Annotated in this window: 27 protein-coding genes; 17 read left to right on the top strand and 10 right to left on the bottom strand. The window is 69.2% G+C overall.

Annotated features, from left to right (window positions below; all coding sequences use genetic code 11):
• Positions 1–37: 37 nt before the first annotated feature.
• Both EPY72_RS11200 and EPY72_RS11195 read right to left on the bottom strand, forming a co-directional pair.
• On the bottom strand, positions 38–1,240 hold the full coding sequence (locus EPY72_RS11200; RefSeq protein WP_135806477.1) for an ABC transporter substrate-binding protein: 1,203 nt from the start codon (positions 1,238–1,240) through the stop codon (positions 38–40).
• An 82-nt stretch (positions 1,241–1,322) separates the two neighbouring features.
• Complete coding sequence (locus tag EPY72_RS11195; protein ID WP_134672384.1) at positions 1,323–2,207, bottom strand: ABC transporter ATP-binding protein; 885 nt, start codon at positions 2,205–2,207, stop codon at positions 1,323–1,325.
• 177 nt (positions 2,208–2,384) lie between these two features.
• Between EPY72_RS11195 and EPY72_RS11190 the strand changes: the two genes are divergently transcribed.
• The 4 genes from EPY72_RS11190 to EPY72_RS11175 all read left to right on the top strand — a co-directional run bounded on the left by EPY72_RS11190 (position 2,385) and on the right by EPY72_RS11175 (position 5,102).
• Entirely contained in the window at positions 2,385–3,197 is an 813-nt protein-coding gene (locus tag EPY72_RS11190) for an ArsR/SmtB family transcription factor (protein WP_134672383.1), read from the top strand.
• Positions 3,198–3,280: 83 nt separating this feature from the next.
• Positions 3,281–3,508 (top strand): recombinase zinc ribbon domain-containing protein, encoded by a 228-nt coding sequence (locus EPY72_RS11185; RefSeq protein WP_134672382.1) that lies wholly within the window; start codon positions 3,281–3,283, stop codon positions 3,506–3,508.
• A gap of 144 nt (positions 3,509–3,652) precedes the next feature.
• A complete protein-coding gene (locus EPY72_RS11180) occupies positions 3,653–4,303 on the top strand; it encodes a metal-dependent hydrolase (protein ID WP_135806476.1) in 651 nt (216 codons plus the stop codon).
• A gap of 52 nt (positions 4,304–4,355) precedes the next feature.
• Entirely contained in the window at positions 4,356–5,102 is a 747-nt protein-coding gene (locus tag EPY72_RS11175; protein ID WP_135806475.1) for a ribonuclease H-like domain-containing protein, read from the top strand.
• 24 nt (positions 5,103–5,126) lie between these two features.
• Here EPY72_RS11175 and EPY72_RS19430 read toward each other — a convergent pair whose 3' ends face one another.
• Both EPY72_RS19430 and EPY72_RS11170 read right to left on the bottom strand, forming a co-directional pair.
• Positions 5,127–5,270: a hypothetical protein gene (locus tag EPY72_RS19430; RefSeq protein WP_167599509.1), complete on the bottom strand. Its 144-nt coding sequence runs from the start codon at positions 5,268–5,270 to the stop codon at positions 5,127–5,129.
• A gap of 192 nt (positions 5,271–5,462) precedes the next feature.
• On the bottom strand, positions 5,463–6,194 hold the full coding sequence (locus EPY72_RS11170; RefSeq protein ID WP_135806474.1) for a DICT sensory domain-containing protein: 732 nt from the start codon (positions 6,192–6,194) through the stop codon (positions 5,463–5,465).
• Positions 6,195–6,340: 146 nt separating this feature from the next.
• On the opposite strand from EPY72_RS11170, the gene hemH reads away from it, so the two are divergent.
• Both hemH and hemG read left to right on the top strand, forming a co-directional pair.
• Complete coding sequence (gene hemH, locus EPY72_RS11165; RefSeq protein ID WP_134672378.1) at positions 6,341–7,384, top strand: ferrochelatase; 1,044 nt, start codon at positions 6,341–6,343, stop codon at positions 7,382–7,384.
• Positions 7,363–8,685 carry a protoporphyrinogen oxidase gene (gene hemG / locus EPY72_RS11160; RefSeq protein ID WP_244605566.1) on the top strand — a complete coding sequence of 441 codons (1,323 nt, stop codon included), beginning with the start codon at positions 7,363–7,365 and terminating at the stop codon, positions 8,683–8,685. Before hemH ends, hemG begins: the two co-directional genes overlap by 22 nt.
• Before the next feature lie 9 nt (positions 8,686–8,694).
• Here the strand turns inward: hemG and EPY72_RS11155 are convergent, their stop codons facing one another.
• Complete coding sequence (locus tag EPY72_RS11155) at positions 8,695–9,354, bottom strand: helix-turn-helix domain-containing protein (protein WP_135806473.1); 660 nt, start codon at positions 9,352–9,354, stop codon at positions 8,695–8,697.
• Between the two features lie 83 nt (positions 9,355–9,437).
• Here EPY72_RS11155 and EPY72_RS11150 point away from each other — a divergent pair, with 83 nt between their 5' ends.
• On the top strand, positions 9,438–10,727 hold the full coding sequence (locus EPY72_RS11150) for a cytochrome P450 (RefSeq protein WP_135806472.1): 1,290 nt from the start codon (positions 9,438–9,440) through the stop codon (positions 10,725–10,727).
• On the opposite strand, the gene hemE is transcribed toward EPY72_RS11150, so the two are convergent.
• Positions 10,728–11,738, bottom strand: a complete 1,011-nt coding sequence (gene hemE, locus EPY72_RS11145; protein ID WP_135806471.1) for a uroporphyrinogen decarboxylase — start codon at positions 11,736–11,738, stop codon at positions 10,728–10,730.
• A 100-nt stretch (positions 11,739–11,838) separates the two neighbouring features.
• Positions 11,839–12,435, bottom strand: coding sequence for an HD domain-containing protein (locus EPY72_RS11140; RefSeq protein WP_134672374.1), 597 nt, complete (start codon positions 12,433–12,435; stop codon positions 11,839–11,841).
• 77 nt (positions 12,436–12,512) lie between these two features.
• Between EPY72_RS11140 and EPY72_RS11135 the strand changes: the two genes are divergently transcribed.
• Entirely contained in the window at positions 12,513–12,851 is a 339-nt protein-coding gene (locus tag EPY72_RS11135; protein WP_135806470.1) for a DsrE family protein, read from the top strand.
• A 22-nt stretch (positions 12,852–12,873) separates the two neighbouring features.
• Here EPY72_RS11135 and EPY72_RS11130 read toward each other — a convergent pair whose 3' ends face one another.
• Complete coding sequence (locus tag EPY72_RS11130) at positions 12,874–13,593, bottom strand: EthD domain-containing protein (protein ID WP_135806469.1); 720 nt, start codon at positions 13,591–13,593, stop codon at positions 12,874–12,876.
• A 122-nt stretch (positions 13,594–13,715) separates the two neighbouring features.
• Here EPY72_RS11130 and EPY72_RS11125 point away from each other — a divergent pair, with 122 nt between their 5' ends.
• Genes EPY72_RS11125 through EPY72_RS11115 form a run of 3 tightly spaced genes read left to right on the top strand, consistent with a single transcriptional unit; the run spans position 13,716 to position 16,291 of the window.
• Positions 13,716–14,990: a M24 family metallopeptidase gene (locus EPY72_RS11125; protein WP_135806468.1), complete on the top strand. Its 1,275-nt coding sequence runs from the start codon at positions 13,716–13,718 to the stop codon at positions 14,988–14,990.
• Positions 14,991–15,032: 42 nt separating this feature from the next.
• Complete coding sequence (locus EPY72_RS11120; RefSeq protein WP_135806467.1) at positions 15,033–16,037, top strand: LLM class flavin-dependent oxidoreductase; 1,005 nt, start codon at positions 15,033–15,035, stop codon at positions 16,035–16,037.
• Between the two features lie 56 nt (positions 16,038–16,093).
• Entirely contained in the window at positions 16,094–16,291 is a 198-nt protein-coding gene (locus EPY72_RS11115) for a hypothetical protein (RefSeq protein WP_134672369.1), read from the top strand.
• Positions 16,292–16,329: 38 nt separating this feature from the next.
• Here EPY72_RS11115 and EPY72_RS11110 read toward each other — a convergent pair whose 3' ends face one another.
• Positions 16,330–16,743 carry an EamA family transporter gene (locus EPY72_RS11110; RefSeq protein ID WP_135806466.1) on the bottom strand — a complete coding sequence of 138 codons (414 nt, stop codon included), beginning with the start codon at positions 16,741–16,743 and terminating at the stop codon, positions 16,330–16,332.
• 107 nt (positions 16,744–16,850) lie between these two features.
• Between EPY72_RS11110 and EPY72_RS11105 the strand changes: the two genes are divergently transcribed.
• The 3 genes from EPY72_RS11105 (at position 16,851) to EPY72_RS11095 (ending at position 19,221) form a co-directional block, all read left to right on the top strand.
• A complete protein-coding gene (locus tag EPY72_RS11105) occupies positions 16,851–18,212 on the top strand; it encodes a PGF-CTERM sorting domain-containing protein (RefSeq protein ID WP_135806465.1) in 1,362 nt (453 codons plus the stop codon).
• A gap of 107 nt (positions 18,213–18,319) precedes the next feature.
• Positions 18,320–18,655 (top strand): DUF8048 family protein, encoded by a 336-nt coding sequence (locus EPY72_RS11100; RefSeq protein WP_134672366.1) that lies wholly within the window; start codon positions 18,320–18,322, stop codon positions 18,653–18,655.
• A 230-nt stretch (positions 18,656–18,885) separates the two neighbouring features.
• Positions 18,886–19,221, top strand: coding sequence for a HalOD1 output domain-containing protein (locus EPY72_RS11095; protein WP_135806464.1), 336 nt, complete (start codon positions 18,886–18,888; stop codon positions 19,219–19,221).
• A gap of 27 nt (positions 19,222–19,248) precedes the next feature.
• On the opposite strand, the gene EPY72_RS11090 is transcribed toward EPY72_RS11095, so the two are convergent.
• Positions 19,249–21,342 carry an alpha/beta hydrolase family protein gene (locus EPY72_RS11090; RefSeq protein WP_135806463.1) on the bottom strand — a complete coding sequence of 698 codons (2,094 nt, stop codon included), beginning with the start codon at positions 21,340–21,342 and terminating at the stop codon, positions 19,249–19,251.
• 217 nt (positions 21,343–21,559) lie between these two features.
• Between EPY72_RS11090 and trxA the strand changes: the two genes are divergently transcribed.
• From trxA to EPY72_RS11075, 3 genes are all read left to right on the top strand, one after another.
• On the top strand, positions 21,560–21,991 hold the full coding sequence (gene trxA, locus EPY72_RS11085) for a thioredoxin (RefSeq protein ID WP_134672363.1): 432 nt from the start codon (positions 21,560–21,562) through the stop codon (positions 21,989–21,991).
• A gap of 1 nt (position 21,992) precedes the next feature.
• Complete coding sequence (locus EPY72_RS11080) at positions 21,993–22,547, top strand: class I SAM-dependent methyltransferase (protein ID WP_135806462.1); 555 nt, start codon at positions 21,993–21,995, stop codon at positions 22,545–22,547.
• A gap of 976 nt (positions 22,548–23,523) precedes the next feature.
• Positions 23,524–24,765 (top strand): orc1/cdc6 family replication initiation protein, encoded by a 1,242-nt coding sequence (locus EPY72_RS11075; protein ID WP_134672361.1) that lies wholly within the window; start codon positions 23,524–23,526, stop codon positions 24,763–24,765.
• Positions 24,766–25,091: the final 326 nt, after the last annotated feature.

The raw sequence follows: 25,091 nt of genomic DNA, 5'->3' as shown, positions 1-25,091 counted from the left end.
ATACCACGGGCCGAGAATTGAACGTTACGGCGGCGACTCAGACGTCGCCGGCGACGATGTCGGCGACGCGCTGGCGGTCGAACAGGTCCGCCTCGACGCCGTAGACCTGTTGGGCGGCGCGCTCGGTGAGGACGAGGTTCGTGATCGGCCCCTGATACAGCGGGCCGCCCCGGTAGACGTCGCCGTTCTGGACCGCGCTCAGACTGCTCGCGACGTCGTGGTCCGCCATGAACGAGACGACCGTGTCCCGGAACTCCGCGGCGGTTTTGGTCTCGTGGCCCCGGAGGAGCAACACGTCCGGGTCGATTTCGAGCAGGGTCTCGTAGTCGATCTCGCCGCGGTTGTCGTGGAAGTCCTCGACGTCGGTCTCCGCGAGCGCGTCCCGGACCCCGAGGTCGCGCCACTGCTTGAAGCTTGTCCCCTCGCTCACGACGTACGGCAGGAACGTCTCCGGTTCGTCGGCGCCCGCCCAGGCGATCGCGACCGCGGGGCGCTCGCCCTCCGGCGGGACGATTTCGGAGACCGACGACTGGAACTCCTCGTGGAGCGCGCTAAACGCCTCGTAGCGGTCGGTGCGTTGGAACGCCCGCGCGAGCTTCTCGAACGCCTCGTAGAGGTCGTAATACCGGTAGTCCTCGTGCCAGCCGTACCCCTGCGAGAAGATGCTGTTGCCGAAGAACGGACCGACCCGGTCGCGGATCTCGTCGATATCGGCCTGCTTCCAGCCGCCGAACCGGTTCATCAGGAAGTTGGGGTCGATGACGTGGACGTCGGCGTCGAGGTCGTAGAACAACTCCTTGCTCACCCCGTCCTGCGAGAGGTCGACCATGTCGCTCTTGTCGACCGAGACGCCGTCGATGGCGTCGTAGTACTGGGTGTGATACCGGCTCGTCAGCCAGACCGCCTTCGGCGGTTCGACGCCGAGCGCCGCGCCCATGTCGGCCCAGCTCCCGTTGTTCGCGACCCACGTCTCGGGCACCGACTCGAAGGTCACGTCGCCGACCGGAGCCATCGAGACCGTGTACGAGGAGTCTTCGGTGGTCGTCTCCTCGTCGGTCGTCTCGTCGGTTTCCGGTCGGGTCGTGGCGGCCTCGGTCGTCGCCGTCGTCTCGGTCGTGGTCGTCCGGTCCCCGGAGTCGCTCGCGCCGGTACAGCCCGCGATGGCGGCTGTCGCGGCGGTTCCGCCCGCGATCAGGAATCGGCGGCGCGTCGGGCTCTCGGCGTCGTTGTCGTCTGCCATAATTTTTAGGCCAGCCTAAAAGTTGAAAGCGGTTTCGGTTTAGGCCGGCCTAAAACATGCGTCGATCCAAACGACCCGACCGCTACTCGTCGTCGAGCGCCCGCTTCGGGAGGATGGTCACGCCCGAGTCTTTGGTGACCGCGGCGTCGACCGCGAACACGTCCGCGAGCAGTTTCTCGGTCACCACGTCCTCGGGCGGCCCCCAGTCGTACACCCCGCCGTCGTCGAGCGCGACGAGGTAGTCGGCGAACCGAGCGGCCTGCGAGAGGTCGTGAAGGACGACCGCGACCGTGACTCCCTCCTCCTCGTTGAGCCGACGGACCGTCTCTAACACCCTGAGCTGGTGGTGGAGGTCGAGGAACGTCGTCGGTTCGTCGAGAAACAGCACCTCGGTGTCCTGAGCCAGCACCATCGCGATCCACGCCAGTTGCTTCTGGCCGCCGCTGAGCGAGCCCACCTGCTGGTCGCGGAGGTGGTCGACGCCCGCGAGGTCGATGGCGCGCTCGACCGCCGCCCGGTCGGCGTCCGTGACCGACTCGAAGAACCCCCTGTGGGGGTAGCGACCGTGGTACACCAGCTCCTCGACGGTGATGCCGCCGGGCGAGTCGTTCTCCTGTGACAGGTGGCCGAGCTCGCGGGCGAGCTCTTTCTGGCCGAACTCTCCGATCTCCCGGCCGTTGAGCGCGACCACGCCCGCGTCGGGTTCGAGGTGGTCCGAGAGCGCCTTCAACAGCGTCGACTTTCCGGAGCCGTTCGGCCCGACGAGCGCGGTGATCTCGCCCTCCGGGACGTCGATCCGCGCACACTCCACGACCGGCTCGTCGGTCGTGGGGTAGCCGATCCGGAGGTCCTCGCCCAGGACCGCGCTGTGCAACTCCGCCGTGTCGTCGGCGCCGGTCCCGTCGCGGGGGATCGTCGCGTCGATACCCCGGTCGCCGGCCGCCGCGCGTTCTGCGTCGTTCGTCATAGCTCCCTCCGTGAGTCGGCTCGGACGCTCGCCGGACGTGTCGCTCGCATCCGTTATTAGGTACGCCTAAAACAACAGATATGGATTTCGGTTTGGTCACGTTCCGACCGCTCGCGCTCGGGGCGCCGACGCCCGCCGGGGACAAGCCTATGGGCCGACTGTGAGTATCCCGCGCGTATGGCCGGGTTGTTACCCTCCAGTTCGGACGCCGAGGCCGACGACGGCGATCCGCGCGTCATCGGCGTCGACAGCGAGGAGGCCGACGTCCTCCTCGGCGCCCTCCAGTCCGAGACCGCCCGAGACGTCCTCGCGGCGCTGTACGACGAACCCCGGACGCCCTCGGCCCTCGCCGAGGCCGCCGACACCTCGATCCAGAACGTCCGATACCACCTCCGAAAACTCGAAGACGCCGACCTCGTCGAGGTCGTCGACACGATCTACTCGGAGAAGGGTCGCGAGATGAGCGTGTACGCTCCGGCGGCCGCGCCGCTCGTGGTGTTCGCCGGGAGCGACGAGGACGCTCCCGGCGTCGAGTCGGCGCTCTCGCGACTGCTCGGAGCACTCGGGATTCTCGGGCTGGCGAGCCTCCTCGTCCAAGGGACCGTCGGCGGCGGCCTCGTCCCGCGACTCGGTTCCGGCTCCGGAGGCGACGCCGGGGCCGCGCCGACCGCCGCCGAGAACGCCACGGCGGGCGGCGACGCCGACTACCGCTCCGAGACCGTCACCGAGAGCGCCGAGGCGACGCCGGCCCCCGAGTCCACCGCCCACGACGGGACCGTCGCCGAGGAGTCGGTCCGGACGGTCGCCGAGGCGACAGAGTCGGCCGACGGCGCTGGTACAGTGGCCGACACCGTCGCCCAGTCGACGACGACGGCCGTCGAGGCCGCCGGTAGCGCGGCGGGCGGACCGCCGCCGGGGCTCGTGTTCTTCGTCGGCGGCGCGGTCGCGCTCGCCGCCCTCGGGGCGGCATGGTACGTGCGAACGCGGTGACGCCGGAGCGCCGCCACCGCCGCCAGCGGCGGGGAACGCCCCGAATCGGTGGGGCTTATGTATTATGGGGTGGAAGTGAGCGTATGCAACAACTACTCGAGAGCAGGGAGACCGCCGCCGACGTGGACCTCTCGCGAGACGCCGACAACTTCGACTCGCGACTGTTCTGTGGCAAGTGCGGCGAGCGGTTTCAGGCCTCCGAGGCGACCGACGACGGCTGGTACTACCGCTGTCCGAGCGCCGACTGCGACGCGGAGGGCATCCACGAGGAGCTCTACCCGGTAAAAGACGTGCTCCCGTCCTCGACGTAGGCCGACCCCTCACGATTGCCGAACGACCGCCGCTGGACGCCGATTCGGAGTCGTCGGGACGGCGACGCCGATCAGTTTCCCCGACGGACGAGCCGATTTCGGCCGGCGTCAGGCGTTTATACGACCGCCGCCTACGCCGGGTACATGATGGCGACCACCCACGCGCTGGTCGGGGTCGCGCTCGCGACCGCGGTCGCGCGCGTCGCCCCCGAGTTCACCGTCGTCGCGATCGCGGGCGCAGTCCTCGGGAGCGTGTTCCCCGACTTCGACCTCTACGCCGACCACCGAAAGCGCCTCCACTTCCCGGTGTACTACTCGATTCTCGCGGTTCCCCTGATCGGGATCGCGCTCGCGGCCCCCGGGCCCGCGAGCGTCGCGGCCGCGCTGTTCGTCGTCGGCGCGGCGCTCCACTCGCTGATGGACGCGCTCGGCGGCGGGCTCGAACTCGAACCGTGGCGCGGGACCTCCGAGCGCGCGGTGTACGACCACTTCCGGGGGCGGTGGGTCCCGCCGCGACGCTGGATTCGCTACGACGGCGCGCCCGAGGACGCCGCGTTCGCGGCCCTGCTCGGGCTCCCGGCACTCGCGGTCCACGAGAGCCCCGTCCGGGAGTTCGTCGCCGGGGCGGTGGCGATCTCGGCGAGCTACGCGCTGGTCCGCAAGCCGCTGGCGCGGGTGTGGCGCCGGACGGTCGCGCTGGTCCCGGACGCGGCCCGGCCGTACGTCCCGGCGCGGTTCACGGAGGCCACAGAAGCCGAGCCCGATCGCGACGGGGAGGTCGCGAGTGCCGACTGACCGGCCGGCCGGTTCGGAGAGATTTATAAGGGACGACCGATCCATCACACCCATGCGACTGGAGAACTCCTTCATCCCCGCTCGCGGGGTGGGCGAGAAGACCGAGCGGACGCTCTGGCAACAGGGAGTCACCCACTGGGACGAGTTCGAGGACGGACTCCTCGGGCCCAAGACCTCCGAGAACGTCCGAACGTTCATCGCCGACGCCCGCGACCACCTCGACGACCCCGACGCCTCGTTTTTCGCCGACTTCCTGCCCAGCGGGAGCCTCTGGCGGGCCTACGACAACTTCGCGGCCGACGCCTGCTTTTTCGACATCGAGACCACCGGCCTCGACAGCGGTCGCCACGAGGTGACGACGGTGAGCCTCCACCGCGCCGGCGACACCCGGACGTACGTGCAGGGCGAGGACCTCACCGCCGAGCGACTCCGCGAGGAGTTCGCCGAGTCGAGCATGCTCGTTTCGTTCAACGGCAAGCGCTTCGACCAGCCGTTCCTCGAGGACAACTTCGATCTCGACGTGACCACGCCCCACCTCGATCTGCTGTACCTCTGCAAGCAGGTCGGCCTCTCGGGCGGGCTCAAGGCCGTCGAGAGCGATCTGGGCATCGAGCGCGACGACGAGGACGTCGACGGCCGGGAGGCGGTCCGGCTCTGGCACCGCTACGACCGCGAGGAAGACGACGCCGCGCTCGACCGCCTCGTCCGGTACAACCGCGAGGACGCCGAGAACCTCCGAACGCTACTGGAGACGGTCCACGGCCGCCTCCGGTCGGACGTCTTCGAGCCCCACGTCTGAGCGACTACCGTCGCGGTCGCCCGCTCATCGCGGGCCGGACGCGTCTGGGTCCGCGACGCTGGACTCGCTGTCCTCGTCGGGCAGGCGCGATACACGGATGTGCGGGAGCGATCCGAACAGTCGCTCGACTCGCCGGTCGTCTCGACCCGAGTCCGATTCTGCGGGCATACCGATTCAGACGGCCTGCGGGGGCTTCAATCCACCTTACGGGTGGTCCGTACCGCCGGGGAGCACTCCGGAGCGCTATTGAGACGTCGCCTTCAGACCCGCTTCCCGCACCGATCGGCGGCGTCCGAGGAGCGTCGACGGCCGCTACTCGGACCGGAACGTCGAATTAGCGTCGGGTTCCGGGACCGTGGCTCAGTTCGACACTCGACGCCGGCCGTACTCCTCGCGGAGGTGGTCGAACACGTCGGCGACGACGCCGTCGTCGAACGTCCAGAACCCGCAGAAGACGTTCGGTTCGCGCTCGTCGGCGACCAGCGCGCAGTCGCCGTCGGGCTCGGGCGACTCGAACGCCACGAACCACGCGTCCCGGATCTCGGCGTCGTCGCTGGCGTGGACGGTGATCGAGTCGTTCGCCGGCGGCTCCCAGTCGGGTTCGCCGTAGACGTGGACGTCGACCCCGCGGTCCGCGATCCGGGTGTAGAGGTCCCACTGCTCGGCCAGCAGCGAGAGGCGCTGGAACCCCGAGTGGAGTTCGCCGCCCCGGGCGTACCACGATCGCTCTTCGACCTCGCGAGACGCGAGGATCATCTGGCGCTTGCCGTACGCCGTGAACGTCTTGTCGTCGACCGCGCCGATCAGGTCGGGGTAGGCGAGTTCGTCGAAGCCGGCCGCGTCGAGCACTCCCGAATCGAGCGTGACCGCCGCCCGAAGCTCCTCTACGTCCGCGGCCGCCAGAAACTCCCCCTCGTCGTGGAGCACCGCGAAGCCCTCGGGTCCGTCCGCGGTCTCGGCCTCCTCGACGGTCACGTTCTGGACCTCGAAGTAGTCGGCGATCTGTGAGACCGCGTTCGGATCGCTCGGATCGTAGACGGTAAGCGTCTGCGAGCTCCCGGTTACGTCGTCGACGATTGTAGAAATCGTCATATCACTTTGTCCGAGGAATGCGACTGGTTCACAATAAAGGTACGACATAGAATCAGCCGCAACTCCGACGAACGATAGGGGTGGCGCCGACCGGGACCGCGGTAGGCAAGCGACAGGTATTCAACGACGCCGTCCAAGACTCAACTATGACAACAGGGGTCGTCGTCCTCAACTTCGGAGAGCCGTCCGAACCGACCCGAGAGAACGTCGTCGCGTACCTCGAACGCATCTTTCTGAACAACGCCTCGCTCGAAGAGGCCGACACCGAGGAGGAGGCCCGCGAGCGGGCCCGCCAGCTCGCCGAGCGCCGCGCCGCCGGGCTCATCGAGGAGTACGAGGAGATCGGCGGGTCGCCGCTGAACCCGCAGGCCGAGGCCCAAGCCGACGCGCTGGCCGCCGAGCTCGACGACCGGGGCTACGACGTCGAGACGTACATCGGAATGCAGTTCACCGAACCGTTCATCGACGACGCGGTGGCGGCCGCCCGCGAGGACGGGGTCGACCAGCTGGTCGGGCTCCCGGTCTACCCCCTCTGTGGGGCCTCGACGACCGTCGCGGCGCTCGAAGAACTCACCGGCGCGGTCGACGAGCGCGACTGGGACGTCGACGTCGCCGAGATCACGGGCTGGCACCGCCACCCGCTGTACAACGAGATCCGGGCCGACAACGTCCGGCGGTTCGCCGACGCCCACGGGCTGGATCTGACCGACGAGGACACCGAGTTGCTCTACTCGGCCCACGGCACCCCGCGTCACTACCTCGACGAGGGGAGCCGGTACGACACCTACGTCGAGGAGTTCTGCGAGGTGATCGCCCGCAAGCTCGGGGTCGACTCGTACACCCTCGGGTTCCAGAACCACGAGAACCGCGACATCCCGTGGACCGAGCCCGACGTCGAGGACGCCATCGAGACCGTCGAGGCCGACCGCGTGGTGGTCGAGCCGATCAGCTTCATGCACGAGCAAAGCGAGACCCTCTCGGAGCTCGACGACGAGCTCGCCGAGGAGGCCGCCGAGCTCGGGCTGGACTTCTATCGGGTCCCGGTCCCCCACGACGACGATCGGTTCGGCGAGGTCCTGGGCGACATCGTCGAGCCGTTCGTCGGCGAGTTCGACCCCGGCTACTACCAGTTCCGGCAGTGTCAGTGCGCCGACTCGCCGAACGCGATGTGTCTGAACGCGCCCCGATGAGCGCCGGCGGCGGGTCGGAGCCGTCGGTCGGCGTCGTCGGCGGCGGCATCACGGGATTGGCGCTCGCCCACTACCTCGACCGCGAGGGCGTCGAGGCCGTCGTCTTCGAGGCCGCGCCCGACCCCGGCGGCGCGATCCGGAGCGAGCGCGTCGACGGCCGCGTGATCGAGTGGGGGCCACAGCGAATCCGGCGGACCGACCGGATCGACGACCTGATCGAGGCCCTCGGACTCGACGACGAGGTCCGGACCGCCGACCCCGACCTGCCGGTCTGCGTCTACGCCGACGGCGACCTCCACGCCGCGCCGTTCTCGATGGCGGCGTTCGGCGAGACCGACCTGCTGTCGGCCGAGGCAAAGCGCGAGGTGCTCGCCGAGCCGTTCACCGACCCCGGCGACCCCGAGGAGTCGGCGGGCGAACTGTTCGTCCGGAAGTTCGGCGCCGAGACCTACCGGAACCTGCTCGGACCGCTGTTCGGCGGCATCTACGGCTCGGACCCCGACGCGATGCCGGCCCGGTACGCCCTCTCGGGACTGCTGAAGCTCGAAGCGCGCCACGACAGCCTGTTGAAGGCCGCGATCGCGCGCACGGCGGGCGGAAGAGCGACCCCGCCGGCGATCTCGTTCGACGACGGCCTCCAGCGGCTCCCCGAGGCGCTGGCGGCCGCCCACGACGAGGTCGTCCGGCTCGACACCCCGGTGACGGCCGTCCGAGAGACCGACGGCGGCCGATACGCCGTCGAGACGCCGGAGGGTACGACCGCGTTCGACGAGGTCGTGGTGACGACGCCCGCGGACCTGACCGCCGACCTCGTCGCCGACCTCGCGCCAGCGTCGGCCGACGCGCTCCGGGAACTCAGGTACAACCGCCTCGGGATGGTCGCGCTCGAAGCCGACCTCGCCGACGGCGACGTAGACCCCGACGCCCTGGGCTATCAGGTCGGCTTCGGCGAGGATCTCCGGACGCTGGGGGCCTCGTGGAACGCGAGCATGTTCGACCGCGAGGTCGTGACCGCCTTCCTCGGCGGGATGCACGACCCAGAGATCCTCGACGAGAGCGACGAGACGCTCGGCGAGATCGCGGCCGCCGAGTTCGAGCAGGTGACGGGCGCGCCGACCGAGGTCGTCGAAGTCCACCGCCACCGGCGCGGGTTCCCGGCCTACGACGACTCGTGGACCGCGCTCGACCGGGTCGAACTCCCCGAGGGCGTCCGGCTCGCGACCAACTACACCGACCGGATGGGCGTGCCGAGCAGGGTCCGAGAGGCCGCCTCGCTGGCCGCCGAACTCGCCGGAGAGTGAGCTGCGCCCTTACTCGGGGCCCGCGTCGAGCGCGTCGGCGACCAGCCGTGACTCCGCCTTCCGAAGGTGCTCGGCGACCGTGCTCGGCGCGAGGTCGAGTTCGGCGGCGACCTCGTCTTGGGTTGCTCCCCGCGGGTTGTCGTAGTAACCGAGGGCCGAGGCGGCCTCCAGGACCTCGTGCTGGCGATCGGTGAGGTGCCGACTCGGCTCGCCGCCGGTCCATCCGTCGCCGACGGTCGCCACCGTCACTTCCGCGAGGTCGCTTGCGCGCTCCACCGCGGAGCGGAGGTCGTCGCTCGCGCCGACGAGCGTGAGTTCGACCCGGCCGTCGGGACGGTAGCGAATCGGGAGCGTGGCGACCAGCGTTCCGGCGGTAAACAGCTCCGCGAACTTCCGCTGGTCGTCCCGTCCGTCCTCCCGAACGTAGACGTACGTCGCGTCCGCTTCGACCGTCGTCACGTCGAACGACCGAACCCTCTCGCAGTCGGCGAGGGCGGCCCGGACCGCGGCCTCCCCGCCCGCGATCGAGAACAACTCCGTGGGATCGTCGGGGTCGATGCCGCCCGAGAGCAGTGTCGCCACGCCGAGCCCGTCGGTCGATTGGACCGCGCCGTGGACCGGGCTGGTCGCCGAACGCGGCGGGCGGACGCGGAGTCGAGCGCGTTTCATCGGGCAACCCATCGTTGGATGTATATAAATAACCGGCTATACTCGGCAGCACGCCCTCCCACCGGACGCGATTACGTCCGCGTATGAGCGAGTCACGAGACGCCCCTCCCGGTCTCCCGGTGATCGGTCACGCCTACGACTACGCTCGCGACCCCCTCGGGTTCGTGGAGCGAACCGTCGCCGAGTACGGCGGCGCCGTTCGCCTGTCGGCGATAAAGCGGGACGCGGTGTTGCTCGCCGATCCCGCGGCGATCGAGCGCGTTCTCGCGAGCAACGCCGACAACTACCGCAAGGGCGAGTTCCAGAAGCGGGAACTGGAGGGACTGCTCGGGGACGGCCTGCTGATCAGCGAGGGCGAGCAGTGGAGCCGCCAGCGCGACCGAATTCAGCCCGCGTTCTATCCGGGTCGGATCGCGAGCTACGCCGAGACGATGGTCGAGTGCACCTCTCGTCACCTCGACCGATGGGCCGATCGCGGCTCGATCGACGCGACCGAGGCGCTGCCCGCCCTCACTCTCGACGTGCTCGGGCAGGTTCTGTTCGGCGCCGACCTGCGGGACGCCACTGAGGTCAGAGAGGCCGCGGCGGCCGTGACTGACCGGTTCGCGCCCGATTCGAGGACGCCGTTTTACGTCCCCGACTGGGTTCCGACGGCGCGGAACAGGCGCTACCGTAGGGCGGTCGCGCGCCTCGAATCGTTCGTCGCCGACCTCGCGGACTCCCGTCGGAGCGGCGAGGGGGACGACGACCTGCTCTCGACGCTCGTCGAGTCCGGCGCGGGCGACGAAGAGATCCGCGACCAGTTGATAACGTTCCTGCTCGCGGGCCACGAGACGACGGCGCTGGCGCTGACGTACGCGCTGTTCCTGCTCGGGACCCATCCCGACGAACAGGCCCGGGTCGCCGACGAGATCCGCGACCTCGACCGGCCACCCGCGCTCGGCGACGACCTGCCGCGGACCGATCGTGCGATTCGGGAGGCGATGCGGCTCTATCCGCCGGTCCCCGTGGTGATGCGGGAAGCGGTCGGCGACGACGCGGTCGCGGGGTGCGACGTGCCCGCGGGCGCGTTGGTCCTGTGCTCGCAGTGGGCGACCCACCGTCGACCGGCGTTCTACGACGACCCAGAGGCGTTCCGACCCGAGCGGTGGATCGACGACGAGCGGCCGGCGTACGCCTACTTCCCGTTCGGCGGCGGCCCGCGCCAGTGCATCGGCCGCCGGTTCGCACTGGTCGAGGCCCGCCTCGTGCTCGCGAGTGTGCTCCGGCGGTTCCGAGTCCGAACCGCGGCGCCCGCGGAACTGGATCTCGTGGCGTCGATGACGCTGGCCCCCGCCGACACCGTGGAACTCGAGCTCCGCGAGCGGGGGTAATTACCGCTCGACTTCCTTCGCGGTCTCGACGAACGCCGTCGCGTTCTCGACCGGCGTGTTCCGGTTGATGCCGTGGCCGAGGTTCAGGATGTGGCCCTCGGGGCCGGCCTTCTCGATGACTTGGCGGGTCTTCTCGCGGACGAACTGCTCGTCGCCGAGCAGATACGTCGGGTCGAGGTTCCCCTGGACGGGCACGTCGCCGAGTTCCGCGCGGGCGTCGGCCACGTCCACGGTCCAGTCGAGGCTCACCACGTCCGCGCCCGAGTCGGCGAGCAGATCGAGCTTGCCGCCGGGGTTCCGCGAGAAGACGATCGACGGCACGTCGACGGCCTCGAAGATGCGCCGGTGGAGCGGCTGGACGAACGCGGCGTAGTCGTCGGGGGTCAGCAGGCCGGCGTAGGTGTCGAACAGCTGGATCACGTCGGCGCCCGCCTCGACCTGAAACTCCAGATAGTCGACGACCACGTCGGCGAAGCGTTCGAGCAACTCGGCGAACGCGTCGGGGTGCTCGACCCGGAAGCGCCGGATCGGGAGCTGTTTCTTGCCGGCTGGCTCGCCGGCAACCGCGTACGCCGCGAGCGTGAACGGCCCGCCGGCGAAGCCGATGAGGCTCGTCCGGTCGCCGACGCTGTCATCGAGGCGTTCGAGGAGCGCGCCGACGTAGTCGAGTTCCTCGCGGACGTCGGCGTGACCCGCGGGCACGTCGTCGGGACCCTCGACGGGGTCGGCGATCACCGGGCCGACACCGCTCTCGATGCGGTAGTCGAGCCCGAGCGGTTCGAGGACGGTCAGGATGTCCGAGAACATCACCAGCCCGTCGGGCTCGAAGATCTCCCACGGGAGCAGGGTGATTCGCTCGGCCACCTCGGGGGTCGAGATGGCCTCCTTGAACGTGTAGTCGGCGCGAATCTCGCGGTACTCGGGGATGTACCGGCCGGCCTGTCGCATCAGCCACACCGGCGGGCGTTCGGTCCGCTCGCCGCGAGCGGCCCGGACCAGAAGGTCGTTCATGGTTCCGACGTTGGCTCGGCGGGGGCTAATGGCTTCTGCATTCGGCGCCAGACGACACGACCTCGCGGGGTCGACCCCGCCGAACGGCGCCGAGGGGCGCTCAGTCGGTCGTCTGGCTGTACGTCCGGACCCACTCTTCGAGCGTGATCCCCATCGCCGACTGGGTGATCGCGTTCGAACTCGCGGCGTTGGCGCTCTTGACCAGTTCGGCTTCGAGGGTGCGGTCGGGGACTTCCCCGAGGAAGTGTGGGATGGCACGCTGGACCGCGAGCGGACAGCCGACCTCGTGGGCCAGCGCGTACCCCGACAGCGAGTGGGGGATCTCCTCGCCGGCGTAGGTCGGGTCCGGCTCCCCGAGCGTCTCGTCGTCGACGTGGTCGACGTACTCGTAGCACTTGCCCACGTCGTGGAGCAGACAGGCCGCACGGATCACGTCGAGGTCGGGGTCCGCGCCGTGGAACTCCCGCTGTTCGGCGGCCGACGCGACCGCGATGCGGGTCACCCCGCGGACGTGCTCGACGTTCGAGACCTCCTGAATGTTCCACGCGTAGGGGACGTCGTGAACGTCGCGCCAGCCGCCGCGTTCGAGGCCGAGCGTCCACGCCTCGACGACTCGGTCGCGGAGCGCCGGATCGTCGATGTCGGCGAGCTCCGGGAGCGCGGAGCGGACCTGCGCGTCGTAGTCTGGCTCTGCCATGTGCCCGAGTCGTCGCGTCGGACCGTAAGCGTTGGCCCGGCCACAACCGTTTCCCGCGACCGCGCCGTCTCTCCGGTATGCGAACCGTGTTCCACCTCATCACCGGCGAGGAGGCCCAACAGCAGACCGCGCTCACCGTCGCGGAGAACCTCTCGAACGACGAAACCGTCGAGATGGACGACATCGCGGTGGTCGCGCAGGCGGAGGGCATCGAGCCGCTCACAGCGGGCGGGGACGGGAGCGAGACGGTCGCCGACCTGCTCGCGGCCGGGATCTCGTTCAAGGCCTGTTCGAACACCCTCGACACCATGGACCTCTCGGAGTCCGATCTCGTCGACGGCGTCGAGACGGTGTCCTCGGGCGTCGGCGAGCTCACCCGACTCCAAGACGACGGGTACGCCTACATCCGGCCGTAGCCGGTCGTCGACACCGACGAACCTACGAGCGGTCGTCTTTCTGGACCGTCTCTCGACCGATAAAGCGGGGGCGCTCCTCGACGGCCAGGAAGTTGTCGACGTCCTCGCGGGCCGCCTTCGCGGTCCCTTTCTCGGGGTCGTAGTCCCGCGAGCCCTCGCTTCCCAGCGCGTCGTGGAGCGCGTCGAGGTCCTCGAAGTAGAGTTCGGCGACGCCGTCGAACTCCGCGTTCTCCGGGTCCGTCGGCAACACGGTGGCGTACCGGACCACGCCGTCGATCTCGCGGGCGATCGGGGTATGTTCGGTCTGCCAGTGGTCGACGAACTCCTCGTGGGTCAACCCCTCCTTGCGGACGAGAAACGCCGAGTGCTTGTAGAGGCCGTCGGTGTCGCCGTCGACGTCGTCTCTCTGGACGACCTCCTCGCCGACGAATCGGGGCCGCTTCTCGACGGCCAGAAAGTTGTCGACGTCCTCGCGGGCCGCCTTCGCGGTCCCTTTCTCGGGGTCGTAGTCCCGCGAGCCCTCGCTCCCCAACGCGTCGTGGAGCGCGTCGAGGTCCTCGAAGTAGAGTTCGGCGATCCCGTCGAACTCCGCGTTCCCCGGGTCCGTCGGCAGGACGGTCTGGTAGCGCGTGACGCCGTCGATCTCGCGGGCGATCGGGGCGTGTTCGGTCTGCCAGTGGTCGACGAACTCCTCGTGGGTCAGCCCCTCCTTGCGGACGAGCAGGGCGACGTGTTTGTACATAATTCGGTGGTCGTCGGGAGCGGTGTTAAAACTACGCGCGAACCCGACTCCGCGTGTGCAGTGGACGCGTCCGGCCCGGACGGCCACTTACTTTCATTACAGACCTCGGCGTACGGACGGTCATGGGTTTCTATCAGCGCGATTTCATGGAAGGCACCCGGGGCACGATGGCGGTCGACTGGGAGGAGCGCATCGACTTCCAGCGACTGCGCCGCGAGCGCAAGGCGCGGGCGCTCGAACGGATGCGCGAGGCCGGGCTCGGGAGCATGCTGTTGGTCGACGATCCCAACGTCCGGTACGTCACCGGCCTCGCGATGACCGGCGGGTCGGGCGCCGACCACTACACCCTCCTCACCGAGGACGGCGACGTCGTCCACTGGGACACCGCCGACCACGCGAGCAACCAGCGGTACAACTGCCCGTGGCTCGACGACGTGCGGTACGCCGCGCCTGGGCTGGGCAACGTCCCGCGGGCGTCGGGGCGCGAGTCGGCCCGCGACTGGCTCGCGGGCAAGATGGCCGACCTCGTCGTCGAGGCGGCCGAGGAGTACGGCGTGAAGAACGAACCGATGGGCATCGACGTGGGCAACCGCTCGCTCATCGGGAAGTTCGAGGACCGCGGCGTGGACGTTCGGCCCGACGAGTGTACGCAGGCCATGGCGGACGCCCGGAAGATAAAGACCCGCGACGAGATCGAGTGTCTCCGGATGGTCGCCGCGCTCTGTGAGGCCGGCTTCCAGCGGATCACCGAGACCGCAAAGCCCGGCGCGCGCGAGTCGGAGGTGTGGGGCGCGGCCACCGAGGAGCTCTGGGGGCTCGGTGCGATGGTGCAGGGCGGCTACGTCACCTCCGGGCCGAACACCTGGCCCAAACATCAGGCCAACACCACCGACCGCGTGATGCGGCCCGGCGACCTCGTGTACGCCGACTTCTACAACGTCGGGTTCAACGGCTATCGGTCGTGTTACTACCGGACGTTCAGCCTCGGCGACCCGACCGCGGCCCAGCGGGAGGCCTACCGGAAGGCCCGCGACGACCTCTACGACGTGCTCGAACGCATCGAACCCGGCGCGACCACCGACGAGATCTGTCGGGGGTTCCCCGACGAGGACGGCGAGCAGATGGAGTGGTACGGCGCCGAGGAGTTCTGGGAGATGACCACGAACCACTGGGCCCACGGGCTCGGGCTCCAGCTCTACGAGGTGCCGCTGATCTGGCGCGGACTCTCGCCCGACCACCCGATCGAGATCGAGGAGGGGATGACGATGGCCGTCGAGACGATGCGGCCGGCCGACCGGCAGGGCGTCCGTGTCGAGGAGATGGTGGTGGTGCGCGAGAACGGCGTCGAGATCCTGAGCCAGTGGCCCGTCGAGGAGATCACCACAATCGACTACTAGCCGGTCCCGACAAACTAAGTCGACGGCCAGCGACCACGGGGTATGGAGATCGGCACGGGGCTTTTCACCTGTCAGCGCCGACCCGACGACGACAGATCGACGAGCGACATCTACGAGGAGATGCTGACTCTCGGCCGGGCGGTCGACGACGCCGGCCTCGCGAGCGCGTGGGTCTCCGAACACCACTTCGCCGAGGACGGCTACCTCTCGGCGACGATGCCCGCACTCGGCGCGCTGGCGACCGCGACCGACGACGTCGAGATCGGGAGCTGTATCGCGCTCGCACCGCTGTACGACTCGGTCCGGCTCGCCGAGGACGCCGCCACGGTCGATCTGCTCGCGGACGGTCGGCTGACCCTCGGGCTCGCCATCGGGTCGAATCCCCGGGAGTTCGAGGAGTTCGGCGTCCCCCGCGAGGAGCGCGTCGACCGGCTCCGGGACGCCACCGACCTCCTGCGCGCGGCGTGGTCCGACGGCCCGCTCGAGTACGACGCGCAGTTTCACGAGGTCTCGCCCGACGCGACGGTCACCCCCAAACCGGACGAGTCGATCCCGATCATGTACGGCGGGGCGGCCAAGCCGGCGGTCCGGCGGGCCGCCCGCGTCGCCGACGCGTGGTGTGCGCCCTCCGCGCTCTCGATCGGAGGGGTGCGAAAGCGCGTCGAGGACATCCGGCGGGTCCGCGACGAGGAGGGCCTCGACGGGGAGTTCGACGTCTACGTCCTCCAGCACGGCTTCGTCGGCGATTCCCGCGAGGAGGCGTGGGCGACGATGCGGGACGGCTACCTCTATCTCCAGCGCCGGTACGCCGAAATCTTCGACGACGAACCGGTCGCAGAGCTGTCCGACGAGCGCCGAACCGAACTCCGCGAGCAGGCCATCTACGGGTCTCCCGAGGACGTCGTAGAAGAGCTGACCGCGTACCGCGAGGCGCTCGGCGACGACGTCCACTTCATCTTCCGGACCTACCACCCCGGGATCGGCACGGACGCGATGGTCGAGTGCATCGAGCGCCTCGGCGGCGAGGTCGTCCCCGCGTTCGAGTGACCGGGCGGGCCGGCGACCCACGCACGTTTAACATCTCAGGGACCTTCGACAGTCGTATGACATCGAAGTGGCGACAGCTCCTGCCGCAGTTCGTGGCGATGATGCTACTTTACTTCGCGTCCGTCGTCGTCCTCGCCGCGGTCGGGGTCGACGGGTTCGTCCCCCGGATGATCGCGGCGCTGACCATCGCCTTCGGCTACCCCTCGGTCCTGCGGCGGTTCGACCTCGAACCCGAGGTGTGGAGACGGGAGTGAGTCCGGGGCGTCGAGCTCCACGCCGACGCGGCCGGCGGTCAGGTCGAGAGCACCGCCACGGCCCCGACCGCGAGCGCGATCCCCACCGCGTCGCGGGCGCCGAGCGACTCGCCGAGAAACAGGACCCCGAGCACCGCCGCGACGACGAAGTAGAGGGCGGTGATCGTCGAGACGACCGACGCGTCGCCGTACTGGAGCGCGGCGTAGTAGCTCACGCCCCCGACGCCCGAGAACAGCCCGCCGGCGAGCGCGTAGCCCGCGCCGACCCCGGTGACCGCGGGCGCGCCGCCCTGCGAGAGGATGTACGCGACCGCGACGCCGGCGCCCACGAGATACGAGATCGCCATCGCGATCTCGGGTTCGAGCGTCCGGGTGGCGAGGTCCGCCAACACCACCCACGCGCCCCACGTTACCATACCGACGCCGGCCAACAGGAGAGCCGTCCGGGACATGGCCGGACGCTCGCAGGGAGTCAGTTTACGCTTTTGGATGCGACAGGCTCCGCCTACGCCCGTACAGCCGGCCCATAACAAACACCGTCGAGCGTCGAGTGACGCGCATGAGACTGCTCGCAGCGGTGCTGACGGCGCTCGTCGTCGGCGCGGGGCTGGCCGCCGCCCTGCCCGCGATCGCCACGAGCGCCGCCGACGCCGGCCACGGAGACGCCGAGACGCTCGCCCGCCCCGACCTCCCCGAACAGTGGCAACGGACCCACGGGGGCGAGGGCGACGACACCTTCGCGGACCTGGTCCGAACCGACGACGGCGGCTACCTCGCGGTCGGGTGGGCCGGCGGCGAGGACCGCGACGGATGGGTCGTCAAGACCGACGCCGAGGGCGAGATCGAGTGGGAGCGCACCTACGGCGAGTCGGGCACCGACCGCTTCTACGGGGTCGCGCGGGCCGAGGACGGCTACGTTCTGGCGGGCCGGACCGATCGGGACGAGAGCCCGCGGGGCTGGATCGTCGAGGTCGGGCCCGACGGCGAGGTCGTCGCGGAACGGACGCCGTCGGCGGGCGCTTTCTACGCGCTCGAAGCCGACGATTCGGGCTACCTCCTCGCGGGGTGGACCCGGAGCGACCGCCGCGAGGGCGTGGCGCTCAGGCTCGACGAGAACCGATCGACCGAGTGGACCGAGGCGTACCCGACCCCCGAGCGGTACGGCGACGGCTACCTCCGCGCGATCGTGCCCCGTGAGTCGGGGTACTACCTCGCCGGCAAGGTCGAGGGCGAGACCGACGACGGGTGGGCGCTCGCGATCGGCGCCGACGGCGCCGAGCAGTGGCAGACGACCGCGGGCGGGGCCAGCAGGGACGACGTGTGGGCGGCCGCGCCCGCCGACGGCGGCTTCGTGTTCGCCGGCGAGACCGAGAGCAACGCCACCGGCCCGCGCGACGGGTGGCTCGTGAAGGTCGGCGCGAACGGCTCGGTCGCGTGGGAGCGCAGGCCGGGCGGGAACGGCACCCAGTGGCTCGACTCGGCGATGCGGACCGAGGAGGGCTTCCTGTTCACCGGAAGCTCGAACGCGGGTCCCGACGGGAGCGCGGACGGCTACGTCGTCGCGACAGACGCCGACGGTCGGGTCACAGACGAGTCGTACTACGGCACCTCGGGGTGGGACAAGCCGTGGCCCGCGATCCGCGGCCACGACGGCGGCTACCTGCTCGCGGGCCAGACCGGCGGCGCCGACGCCGACGGCCGGGACGGCTGGCTGGTCCGGATCGGGTCGCCGAACGCGACTGACGCCGAGACGACCGACCGAGCGACGACCGACACCCCGGGCGGCGACGATCCGTCGACCACGGCGCTCCGGGCCGAGACGGCGACCGCGACCGAGACGCCCTCGACCGGCGTCCCCGGGTTCGGTCCGGTCGTCGCGGTGGTCGGGCTCGTCCTCGCGGTGCTGATCGCGCGACGGTAGACCCCCGATCGTCGGGGCCCAACGCCGGGGTGTTCGGTCGCGACGGCGGCCGTCATCGATCCGACTCACCGCCGCCGTTTAACCGTGGGGCGGCCGTAGCGGCGGGCATGGCCGACCCCCTCGATCCGTTCCCCGACGTCGACGACGAGGCCGACCGCGCGCTCGTCGCCCGCCATCAGGAGGCCGTCCGGGCGCTCCCGGCTCTCTCGGTCGAGGATCTCGTCTACGACTACCGGACCCAGTTCCACCGTGACCCGCTCGTGGCCCGGACCGACGCCGCGTACTACCTCTCGGTCCGGAGCCACGTCTGGGCCGAGTTCGGCGAGCGGCTCGACGCCGGACCCGACGGGCTCTCGCGGCTGAAGGCGATCCACGCCGAGCAGTTCCGCGAGCACGTCGGCGAGCAGGCGGCCGACGACGCGATGATCCTGACCAGAGAGTGAAAGGCCCCGAGTCGATGCGCTAACAGCCTCGGAGTCGACGGGCTGAGTGGTCCGGAGTTAGCGCGCGAACCCCGGCCGCCGGCACGCTACCGGCAGTAATTTCCGGTGGTGAGCCGATAACGGTAAACGCGAACCGAGGGTTTTTTATCAGATACCGTAGTTCTCAGATGCTACGGAATCGGGAGTTCGGCTGTCCGTATCTAACTATGAGAGACGCGACGACACACTACGTGGAACGCGAACCGTCGCTCGACCGCGGCGAGCGGCCGGCGTACCGAATCGCAACCGACGCCGACGATCCGGCCGTCAGCGTCCCGCGGGCGGTCGCGGCGATCACCGACTGCGAGCCGACCGACGAGGAGTTCGTGCTGTACGACGTGATCGATCCGGACGCCCTCGGGCGGCTGTTCGACGACCGGTGCGACGGACGGCCGCGGACTCGGGGACGGGTCGTGTTCGAGTTGCGGGGGTGCCGGGTCGAGGTCCGGGCCGACGGGAACCACGTCGTTCACGGACCCCGTCCCGACGTCGAGGAGTCCGAGACGGTCGCCCCCGAGTCGGCGTGATCTGACCCGCGTCCCTGACGCGTCGACCTACGCGTCGGGGTCGTGGCGCTCGAACCAGTCGGTCAGCTCTTCGAGCCGGTGGATCGCCCGGTCGGGGTCGCCGATGGCGTGGTGCTCGTCCGGGTAGACGACGAGTCGAGCCGGCACGTCCTGTTTCTTGACGCTGACGTAGAGCTGTTCGGACTGGGAGGGCGGACACCGCCAGTCCTCGCCGCCCGCGGTCACCAGCAGGGGGGTGTCGATCTCGCCCGCGTCGACGAGGCTCGAACTCGCGTCGTAGCCCTCGGGGTTGTCCCACGGCAGGCCGTAGTCGTTCTCCCACCAGACGTGGCTGTCGTCGGTGCCGAACGACGACCGGAAGTCGTAGATGCCGTGCTCGGCGGCGGCCGCCGCAAACCGGTCGCTCGCGGTCACCAGATACCCCGTCGTCATCGCGCCGTAGGAGAACCCGGTGGCGAAACACCGCTCGTCGTCGACCCAGCCCCGGTCGACCAGTTCGTCGACGGCCGCGAGCACGTCGTCGCGCTCGCGGGGCCCCCACTCGCCGCGGATCTGCTCGCTGAACTCGCGGCCGTACGAGGAGCTCCCGCGGTAGTTCGTCCGGGCGACGACGTACCCCTGACCGGTCAGGTGAGCGTAGTCGAACGAGAACGTCGGCGCGTCGTACGCGATCGGGCCACCGTGGATCGAGGCGACCAGCGGGCGGGGGTCGGCGTCTGGGTCGTCGGGGTCGTACTCCGGGGGCAGGTAGGCCAGCACGTCGATCTCGGCCCCGTCGGATTCGACGGTGATGCGACGACACTCCGGCGTCCGAGCGCCCCCGACGAGCTCCTCGTTGACCGCCGAGACGCGGGTCGGCTCCGCCGAGTCGAGATCGACGGCGGGCGCGCTGAACACGTCGGTTCCGGCCGCCGGGTCCGAGAGCACGACCGCGGCGCGACCGCCCCGGAGGTCGAACCCCTCGATCGTTCGATCCCGGCCCTGCGCGTCGAACGTCCGCTCGGGGTCGCCTTCCAGGGTGAACCGTGCGAGTCGGGTCAGTCCCTCGTCGCCGATCGGCACGATCACGTCGTCGCCGTCCCAGCCCGGCGCGCCGTAGCGGGCGACGGTGCGGTCGAGGTCGCCAGATCGCGACGCCGGCGCGCCGAGCCGACCCGCGTCGGTCTCGCCCGAGGCGTCTGCCGGGGCGTCGCGCTCGGCGACGTAGACCCGGTCGGGGTCGTACCAGTTCTCGGGGTCGCCGCCGACGAACGCGAGCCGGTCGCCGTCCGGGTGCCACCGGAGACGCGACGCGGTGAGGTCGCCGTCGGTCACCCGCCGGAGGTCCTCGCCGTCGGGTGCGATCGCGTACACGTCCATCACGTAGTTGTCGTCGGGGCGGTCGGTCCGGTTCGAGAGGAAGGCGATCGTCGATCCGTCGGGCGACCACGCCGGTTGGAGGCCGATCGCGGGCTCGTGGGCGCCCCCGCCGTGGGCGTCGTCGAGCCGGTCGGCCTCCCGGCTCTCACAATCGACCACGAACAGATAGGTCCGCACCTCGTCGAGCCAGCCCTTCCCGTCGTACTTGTGCTGGAGGCGCTCGGTCTCGATCGGGGCGTCGTCCTCGCGGCGGGCAGTCAGGTACTCGCGTTGGTCCTCTGTCGGGTCACGGGCCGCGACCGCGAGCCGCTCGCCCGCGGGTCCCCAGTCGAACGACTCGACGCCCTCCTCGAAGTCGGTGAGCTGGCGGGCGTCCCCGCCGCGCTCCAGATCGAACGCCCAGACCTGCGGTTTCGGCTCGTCGGCGCCGGCGTCGACTCGCTCCTCGTCGTCCGACGGCTCGTCGTCGTCACCGTCGGCCCGCGAGACTGCGAGTTCGGCGTCGGTCTCTCGGGCCGCGACGAACCCCAGTTTCGTGCCGTCCGGGCTCCACGCGGGAACGCTCGCGTCCGACGCCCGCGAGAGCCGCGTGGGGTCGCGTGCGCCGTCGGCGGGCGCGACGAAGAGCGAGCTCCGGCGGTCGTCTTCGGTGCGGTCGAACTCGTCGGCGACGAACGCGACGCGCTCGCCCGTCGGCGAGACGGCCACGTCGGTCAGGAGGGTCAGCCCGTAGAAGTCCTCGACGTCGAGGGGTTCGCTCATACCGATCCGTGGGATGCGTGCCACATCAACGTACGGGCACGAGCAAACGCCGCCGGGGAGCTTCCGTCTCGCTGTCTCCCGGGCCCGGCGTCGCCCCCGAAACCGACCGCCTGCACCGCCGACGCTCCGTGGGCGGGGTCGGGACCACCATCGGCGATCGTCAGTATTGCAGGAAATTTGCACAACAGTTAATGCCGTCGGGCGACAAGTACGGACGATGACCGACGACGAACTCGAAGCCATCCGCGAGCGAAAGCGCGAACAGCTCGCCGGCGAGCGCTCCGACGCCGGCTCCGAGACCCGAACCGATGCGACCGACGGGGTGGGATCGACCGACGAACCCGTCCACGTCGAGAGCGTCGAGCAGTTCTCCGAGATCACGAGCGGCGACGGCGTCGTGCTCGTCGACTTCTACGCGGACTGGTGTGGCCCGTGCAAGATGCTCGAACCCGTCGTGGCGTCGGTCGCCGAGACCACCCCGGCCACGGTCGCGAAGGTCGACGTCGACCAACACCAGGGGCTCGCGTCCCAGTACGGCGTCCGGAGCGTTCCGACCCTCGTCGTGTTCGCCGACGGCGAGCAGGTCGAACAGCTCGTCGGGATGCAGGACGAACAGAGCCTGACCCGGGTAGTGGAGCGCCACGCCTGAGATGGGGTTCCACACGTTCGACGCCGACCGTGCCGACAAGCTCGAAGACGAATCGCGCTACCGCTACCTCTCCCGCGAGGAACTGGTCGAGGCGATCGACCCCGAGCCGGACGCCGCGCTCGCGGACCTCGGGAGCGGGACCGGCTTCTACACCGACGACGTGGCCCCGTTCGCGGGAGAGATCCGCGCGGTGGACGTCCAGTCCGCGATGCACGACGCCTACCGCGAGAAGGGCCTCCCGGAGGACGTCTCGCTCGTGACGGCCGACGTCGCGGACCTGCCGTTCGGCGACGGCGACCTCGACGGCGCGTTCTCGACGATGACGTTCCACGAGTTCGCGAGCGAGGCCGCCGTCTCGGAAGTCGCACGCGTGCTCCGGGACGGCGGGCGATTCGTGGTCGCCGACTGGTCGGGGGCGGGCCGCGGGGAGAGCGGGCCCCCGGTCGCGGAGCGCTACGATCGCGACGAGGCGGTCGAACTGCTCGAATCCGCGGGCTTCGACGTGGAGCGGGCGGACGAACGTCCCGAGACGGTGCTGATAGTCGCGTCGCGGTAGCCGACCGATCGGCCCTTTTGTCTCACCGTGTCACGACCCCGCCGTTTCCGCTGTCTCGAAGCGATCGGAGCCGTTCGGACCGGAGCGCTCGAAGCCGAACGTAACCCCACGATTTCCGCTGTTTTGGGACGGTTCCGTGTGTCGTGCCAGTTGGCTTACGGCGTCGAGACCGGACGTTCAGCCTCGCGATTTCGACACTATCGAGGCTACCCACCCGACGATACGACGAGGAACGCCGCCAACTGAGGCGGAAGATCGGCGGCGCGTCGGTCTCCACGGGTCACGGTAACACCACCGTTTCCGGTGTTTCGGTCACGAGACGAGCCTCGTTTTGGGTCCGACTCACGGCCACCAACACCGCGGTTTCCGTTGTCTACGGTCGCTCGTTCGAGACCCACTGGCCGGCTGAGGCCGATTTCGGCCGGAAAAGACGTCGAGAGAGGTCGACAGTTGGTCGTGGGACTGACGCTCACTCCGTCGTTTCCGCTGTCTCGGGGCGGCGGGTGCGGGGACGGGGCGAAAGGGCGGCCACACACCCACCCCACTGTTTCCGCTGTTTTCCGCGAGAACAGTGGGGAGGGGGTTGGGACGCCACAATCGGCCCGCCACGATCCGGCGGCTGTTCGTCGGGGATCAAATACTGTCAATATTAGCGAGGTATCGTCTTCGCTTCCTAGAAAATACGCACAGCAAACCGAGAGATATAATAGTCTATTTTGACTAATTGTCCTACGGATATCGTTTGCTGTCTTGGGTAATAAAGGTTCCCAAATTAAATACCAACTCGAACCCCCTCCTGCCGATCCCGTCGAAGACTCCGGAAACGATGGGGTGGGTGTGTGTTTAAGTCAGATCCGACAACGGAAACCACGGCCTCCGGGAACGACGCCTTGAGTTAAAAAGAATCGAACAAAAGAAACAGCGGACACCGCCGTCGCCCTGTGGATTTATGTGGTCGTCCACCCAACGACAGTTCATGTCATCGTTCAGTTTCGATCGGGACAACTCCCTCTACAAGAACCGCGACGCCTTGCTGGAGGAGTACACCCCGAACAACCTCGTCGGTCGCGACGACGAGTTGGAGGAGTACCACGCCGCACTCCAACCGATCATCAACGGCGAGGCCCCGTCGAACATCTTCCTCTACGGCAAGAGCGGCGTCGGCAAGACCGCCGCGACCCGATTTCTCCTCAACCGTCTCCAGGACGACGCCGCCAAGTACGACGACATCTCGTTGAACGTGATCGAGATCAACTGTGACGGTCTCAACTCGAGCTATCAGGTGGCAGTGCGACTCGTCAACACGCTCCGAACCCCGTCCGAACAGATCAGCAACACCGGCTACCCACAAGCGCAGGTGTACAGTTTCCTCTGGGAGGAACTCGACAAGGTCGGCGGAACTATCATCGTGGTCCTCGACGAGGTCGATCACATCAACGACAACTCCATCCTCTATCAGATCCCGCGCGCACGGAGCAACGGCTACCTCGAAGACGCCAAGATCGGGCTCATCGGCATCTCGAACGACCTCTCGTTTCGCGACTCGCTCTCCGCGAAGGTCCGGTCGTCGCTCTGCGAGAAGGAGGTGTCGTTCCCGCCGTACGACGCCACCGAACTCCAGAAGGTGTTGAGCCAGCGCGAGCAGGTCGCCTTTCACGAGGCGGCGCTCGCCGAGGACGTGATCCCGCTCTGTGCGGCCTACGGCGCACAGGACGCGGGCGACGCCCGACAGGCCCTCGATCTCCTGCTGGAGGCCGGCGATCTCGCCCGGAAGGAGGCCGTCGAGCAGGTCACCGACGAGCACGTCCAAGAGGCACGCGAGAAGCTCGAACGCGACCGCATCATGGAGGGGGTCGCCGACCTGACCGAGCACGCCCGACTCATCCTCTACGCGCTCACCTCGCTCGAGGCCGAGGAGACGACGCCCGCTCGTTCGCGCGACATCCGACCCCGGTACGAACAGCTGTGCAACCACGTCGGCACCGAACCGCTCACCAGCCGTCGGATGCGCGACCACCTCGCCGACCTCGCCATGCTCGGGGTCATCTCCTCGACCGAGAAAAACGAGGGGATGTCCGGGGGCAAGTACCGCGAACACGCCCTGAAACAGGACCTCCAACTGGTGGTCAGCGCGCTCGAAGAGACGATCGAGTTCGCCGGCGTCCACGACAGCATCAGGCCGTACTACCAGACCACGTTCGGCGACATCGAGGAGTGACCCGCGAGCGACCCCGAAAATCACTCGTCGGCCTCCCCGTCGCCCCAACCCCACGATTTCCGCTGTTTCGACCGCCGAACCGAACCCCACCGTTTCCGCTGTGCCCACGACCCATCAATTACCCCACCGTTTCCGCTGTGCCCACGACCCATCAATTACCCCACCGTTTCCGCTGTTCGACGCTCTCGACCCCGTATCGGTCCGGGAGTCTCGTCGACCGCGCCGAACGCCGGTCGCGCTCGCGGAGTTCGGCTCTCGCCGTCCGGTCGCGTTCGGCCGGGCGAAACAGCGGAAACTGCGGAGTGATCGGGCCGCGGAATAAACAC

The sequence above is a fragment of the Halorussus marinus genome, assembly GCF_004765795.1.
Taxonomy (GTDB): domain Archaea; phylum Halobacteriota; class Halobacteria; order Halobacteriales; family Haladaptataceae; genus Halorussus; species Halorussus marinus.
Note: the sequence above shows the minus strand (reverse complement) of the source record. Positions and strands in the feature narration are given on the sequence as shown.

Bases quoted from the DNA above. Each gene is read 5' to 3' on its own strand.
- trxA (WP_134672363.1), top strand. From the start codon at position 21,560: ATGACCGACGACGAACTCGAAGCCATCCGCGAGCGAAAGCGCGAACAG.
- EPY72_RS11180 (WP_135806476.1), top strand. From the start codon at position 3,653: ATGATGGCGACCACCCACGCGCTGGTCGGGGTCGCGCTCGCGACCGCG.
- EPY72_RS11120 (WP_135806467.1), top strand. From the start codon at position 15,033: ATGGAGATCGGCACGGGGCTTTTCACCTGTCAGCGCCGACCCGACGAC.
- EPY72_RS11105 (WP_135806465.1), top strand. From the start codon at position 16,851: ATGAGACTGCTCGCAGCGGTGCTGACGGCGCTCGTCGTCGGCGCGGGG.
- EPY72_RS11075 (WP_134672361.1), top strand. From the start codon at position 23,524: ATGTCATCGTTCAGTTTCGATCGGGACAACTCCCTCTACAAGAACCGC.
- EPY72_RS11090 (WP_135806463.1), bottom strand. From the start codon at position 21,342: ATGAGCGAACCCCTCGACGTCGAGGACTTCTACGGGCTGACCCTCCTG.
- EPY72_RS11175 (WP_135806475.1), top strand. From the start codon at position 4,356: ATGCGACTGGAGAACTCCTTCATCCCCGCTCGCGGGGTGGGCGAGAAG.
- EPY72_RS11130 (WP_135806469.1), bottom strand. From the start codon at position 13,593: ATGTACAAACACGTCGCCCTGCTCGTCCGCAAGGAGGGGCTGACCCAC.
- EPY72_RS19430 (WP_167599509.1), bottom strand. From the start codon at position 5,270: ATGCCCGCAGAATCGGACTCGGGTCGAGACGACCGGCGAGTCGAGCGA.
- EPY72_RS11140 (WP_134672374.1), bottom strand. From the start codon at position 12,435: ATGGCAGAGCCAGACTACGACGCGCAGGTCCGCTCCGCGCTCCCGGAG.
- EPY72_RS11110 (WP_135806466.1), bottom strand. From the start codon at position 16,743: ATGTCCCGGACGGCTCTCCTGTTGGCCGGCGTCGGTATGGTAACGTGG.
- EPY72_RS11195 (WP_134672384.1), bottom strand. From the start codon at position 2,207: ATGACGAACGACGCAGAACGCGCGGCGGCCGGCGACCGGGGTATCGAC.
- EPY72_RS11190 (WP_134672383.1), top strand. From the start codon at position 2,385: ATGGCCGGGTTGTTACCCTCCAGTTCGGACGCCGAGGCCGACGACGGC.
- EPY72_RS11135 (WP_135806470.1), top strand. From the start codon at position 12,513: ATGCGAACCGTGTTCCACCTCATCACCGGCGAGGAGGCCCAACAGCAG.
- EPY72_RS11200 (WP_135806477.1), bottom strand. From the start codon at position 1,240: ATGGCAGACGACAACGACGCCGAGAGCCCGACGCGCCGCCGATTCCTG.
- EPY72_RS11115 (WP_134672369.1), top strand. From the start codon at position 16,094: ATGACATCGAAGTGGCGACAGCTCCTGCCGCAGTTCGTGGCGATGATG.
- EPY72_RS11125 (WP_135806468.1), top strand. From the start codon at position 13,716: ATGGGTTTCTATCAGCGCGATTTCATGGAAGGCACCCGGGGCACGATG.
- EPY72_RS11185 (WP_134672382.1), top strand. From the start codon at position 3,281: ATGCAACAACTACTCGAGAGCAGGGAGACCGCCGCCGACGTGGACCTC.
- hemH (WP_134672378.1), top strand. From the start codon at position 6,341: ATGACAACAGGGGTCGTCGTCCTCAACTTCGGAGAGCCGTCCGAACCG.
- EPY72_RS11100 (WP_134672366.1), top strand. From the start codon at position 18,320: ATGGCCGACCCCCTCGATCCGTTCCCCGACGTCGACGACGAGGCCGAC.
- EPY72_RS11080 (WP_135806462.1), top strand. From the start codon at position 21,993: ATGGGGTTCCACACGTTCGACGCCGACCGTGCCGACAAGCTCGAAGAC.
- EPY72_RS11155 (WP_135806473.1), bottom strand. From the start codon at position 9,354: ATGAAACGCGCTCGACTCCGCGTCCGCCCGCCGCGTTCGGCGACCAGC.
- EPY72_RS11170 (WP_135806474.1), bottom strand. From the start codon at position 6,194: ATGACGATTTCTACAATCGTCGACGACGTAACCGGGAGCTCGCAGACG.
- EPY72_RS11150 (WP_135806472.1), top strand. From the start codon at position 9,438: ATGAGCGAGTCACGAGACGCCCCTCCCGGTCTCCCGGTGATCGGTCAC.
- hemE (WP_135806471.1), bottom strand. From the start codon at position 11,738: ATGAACGACCTTCTGGTCCGGGCCGCTCGCGGCGAGCGGACCGAACGC.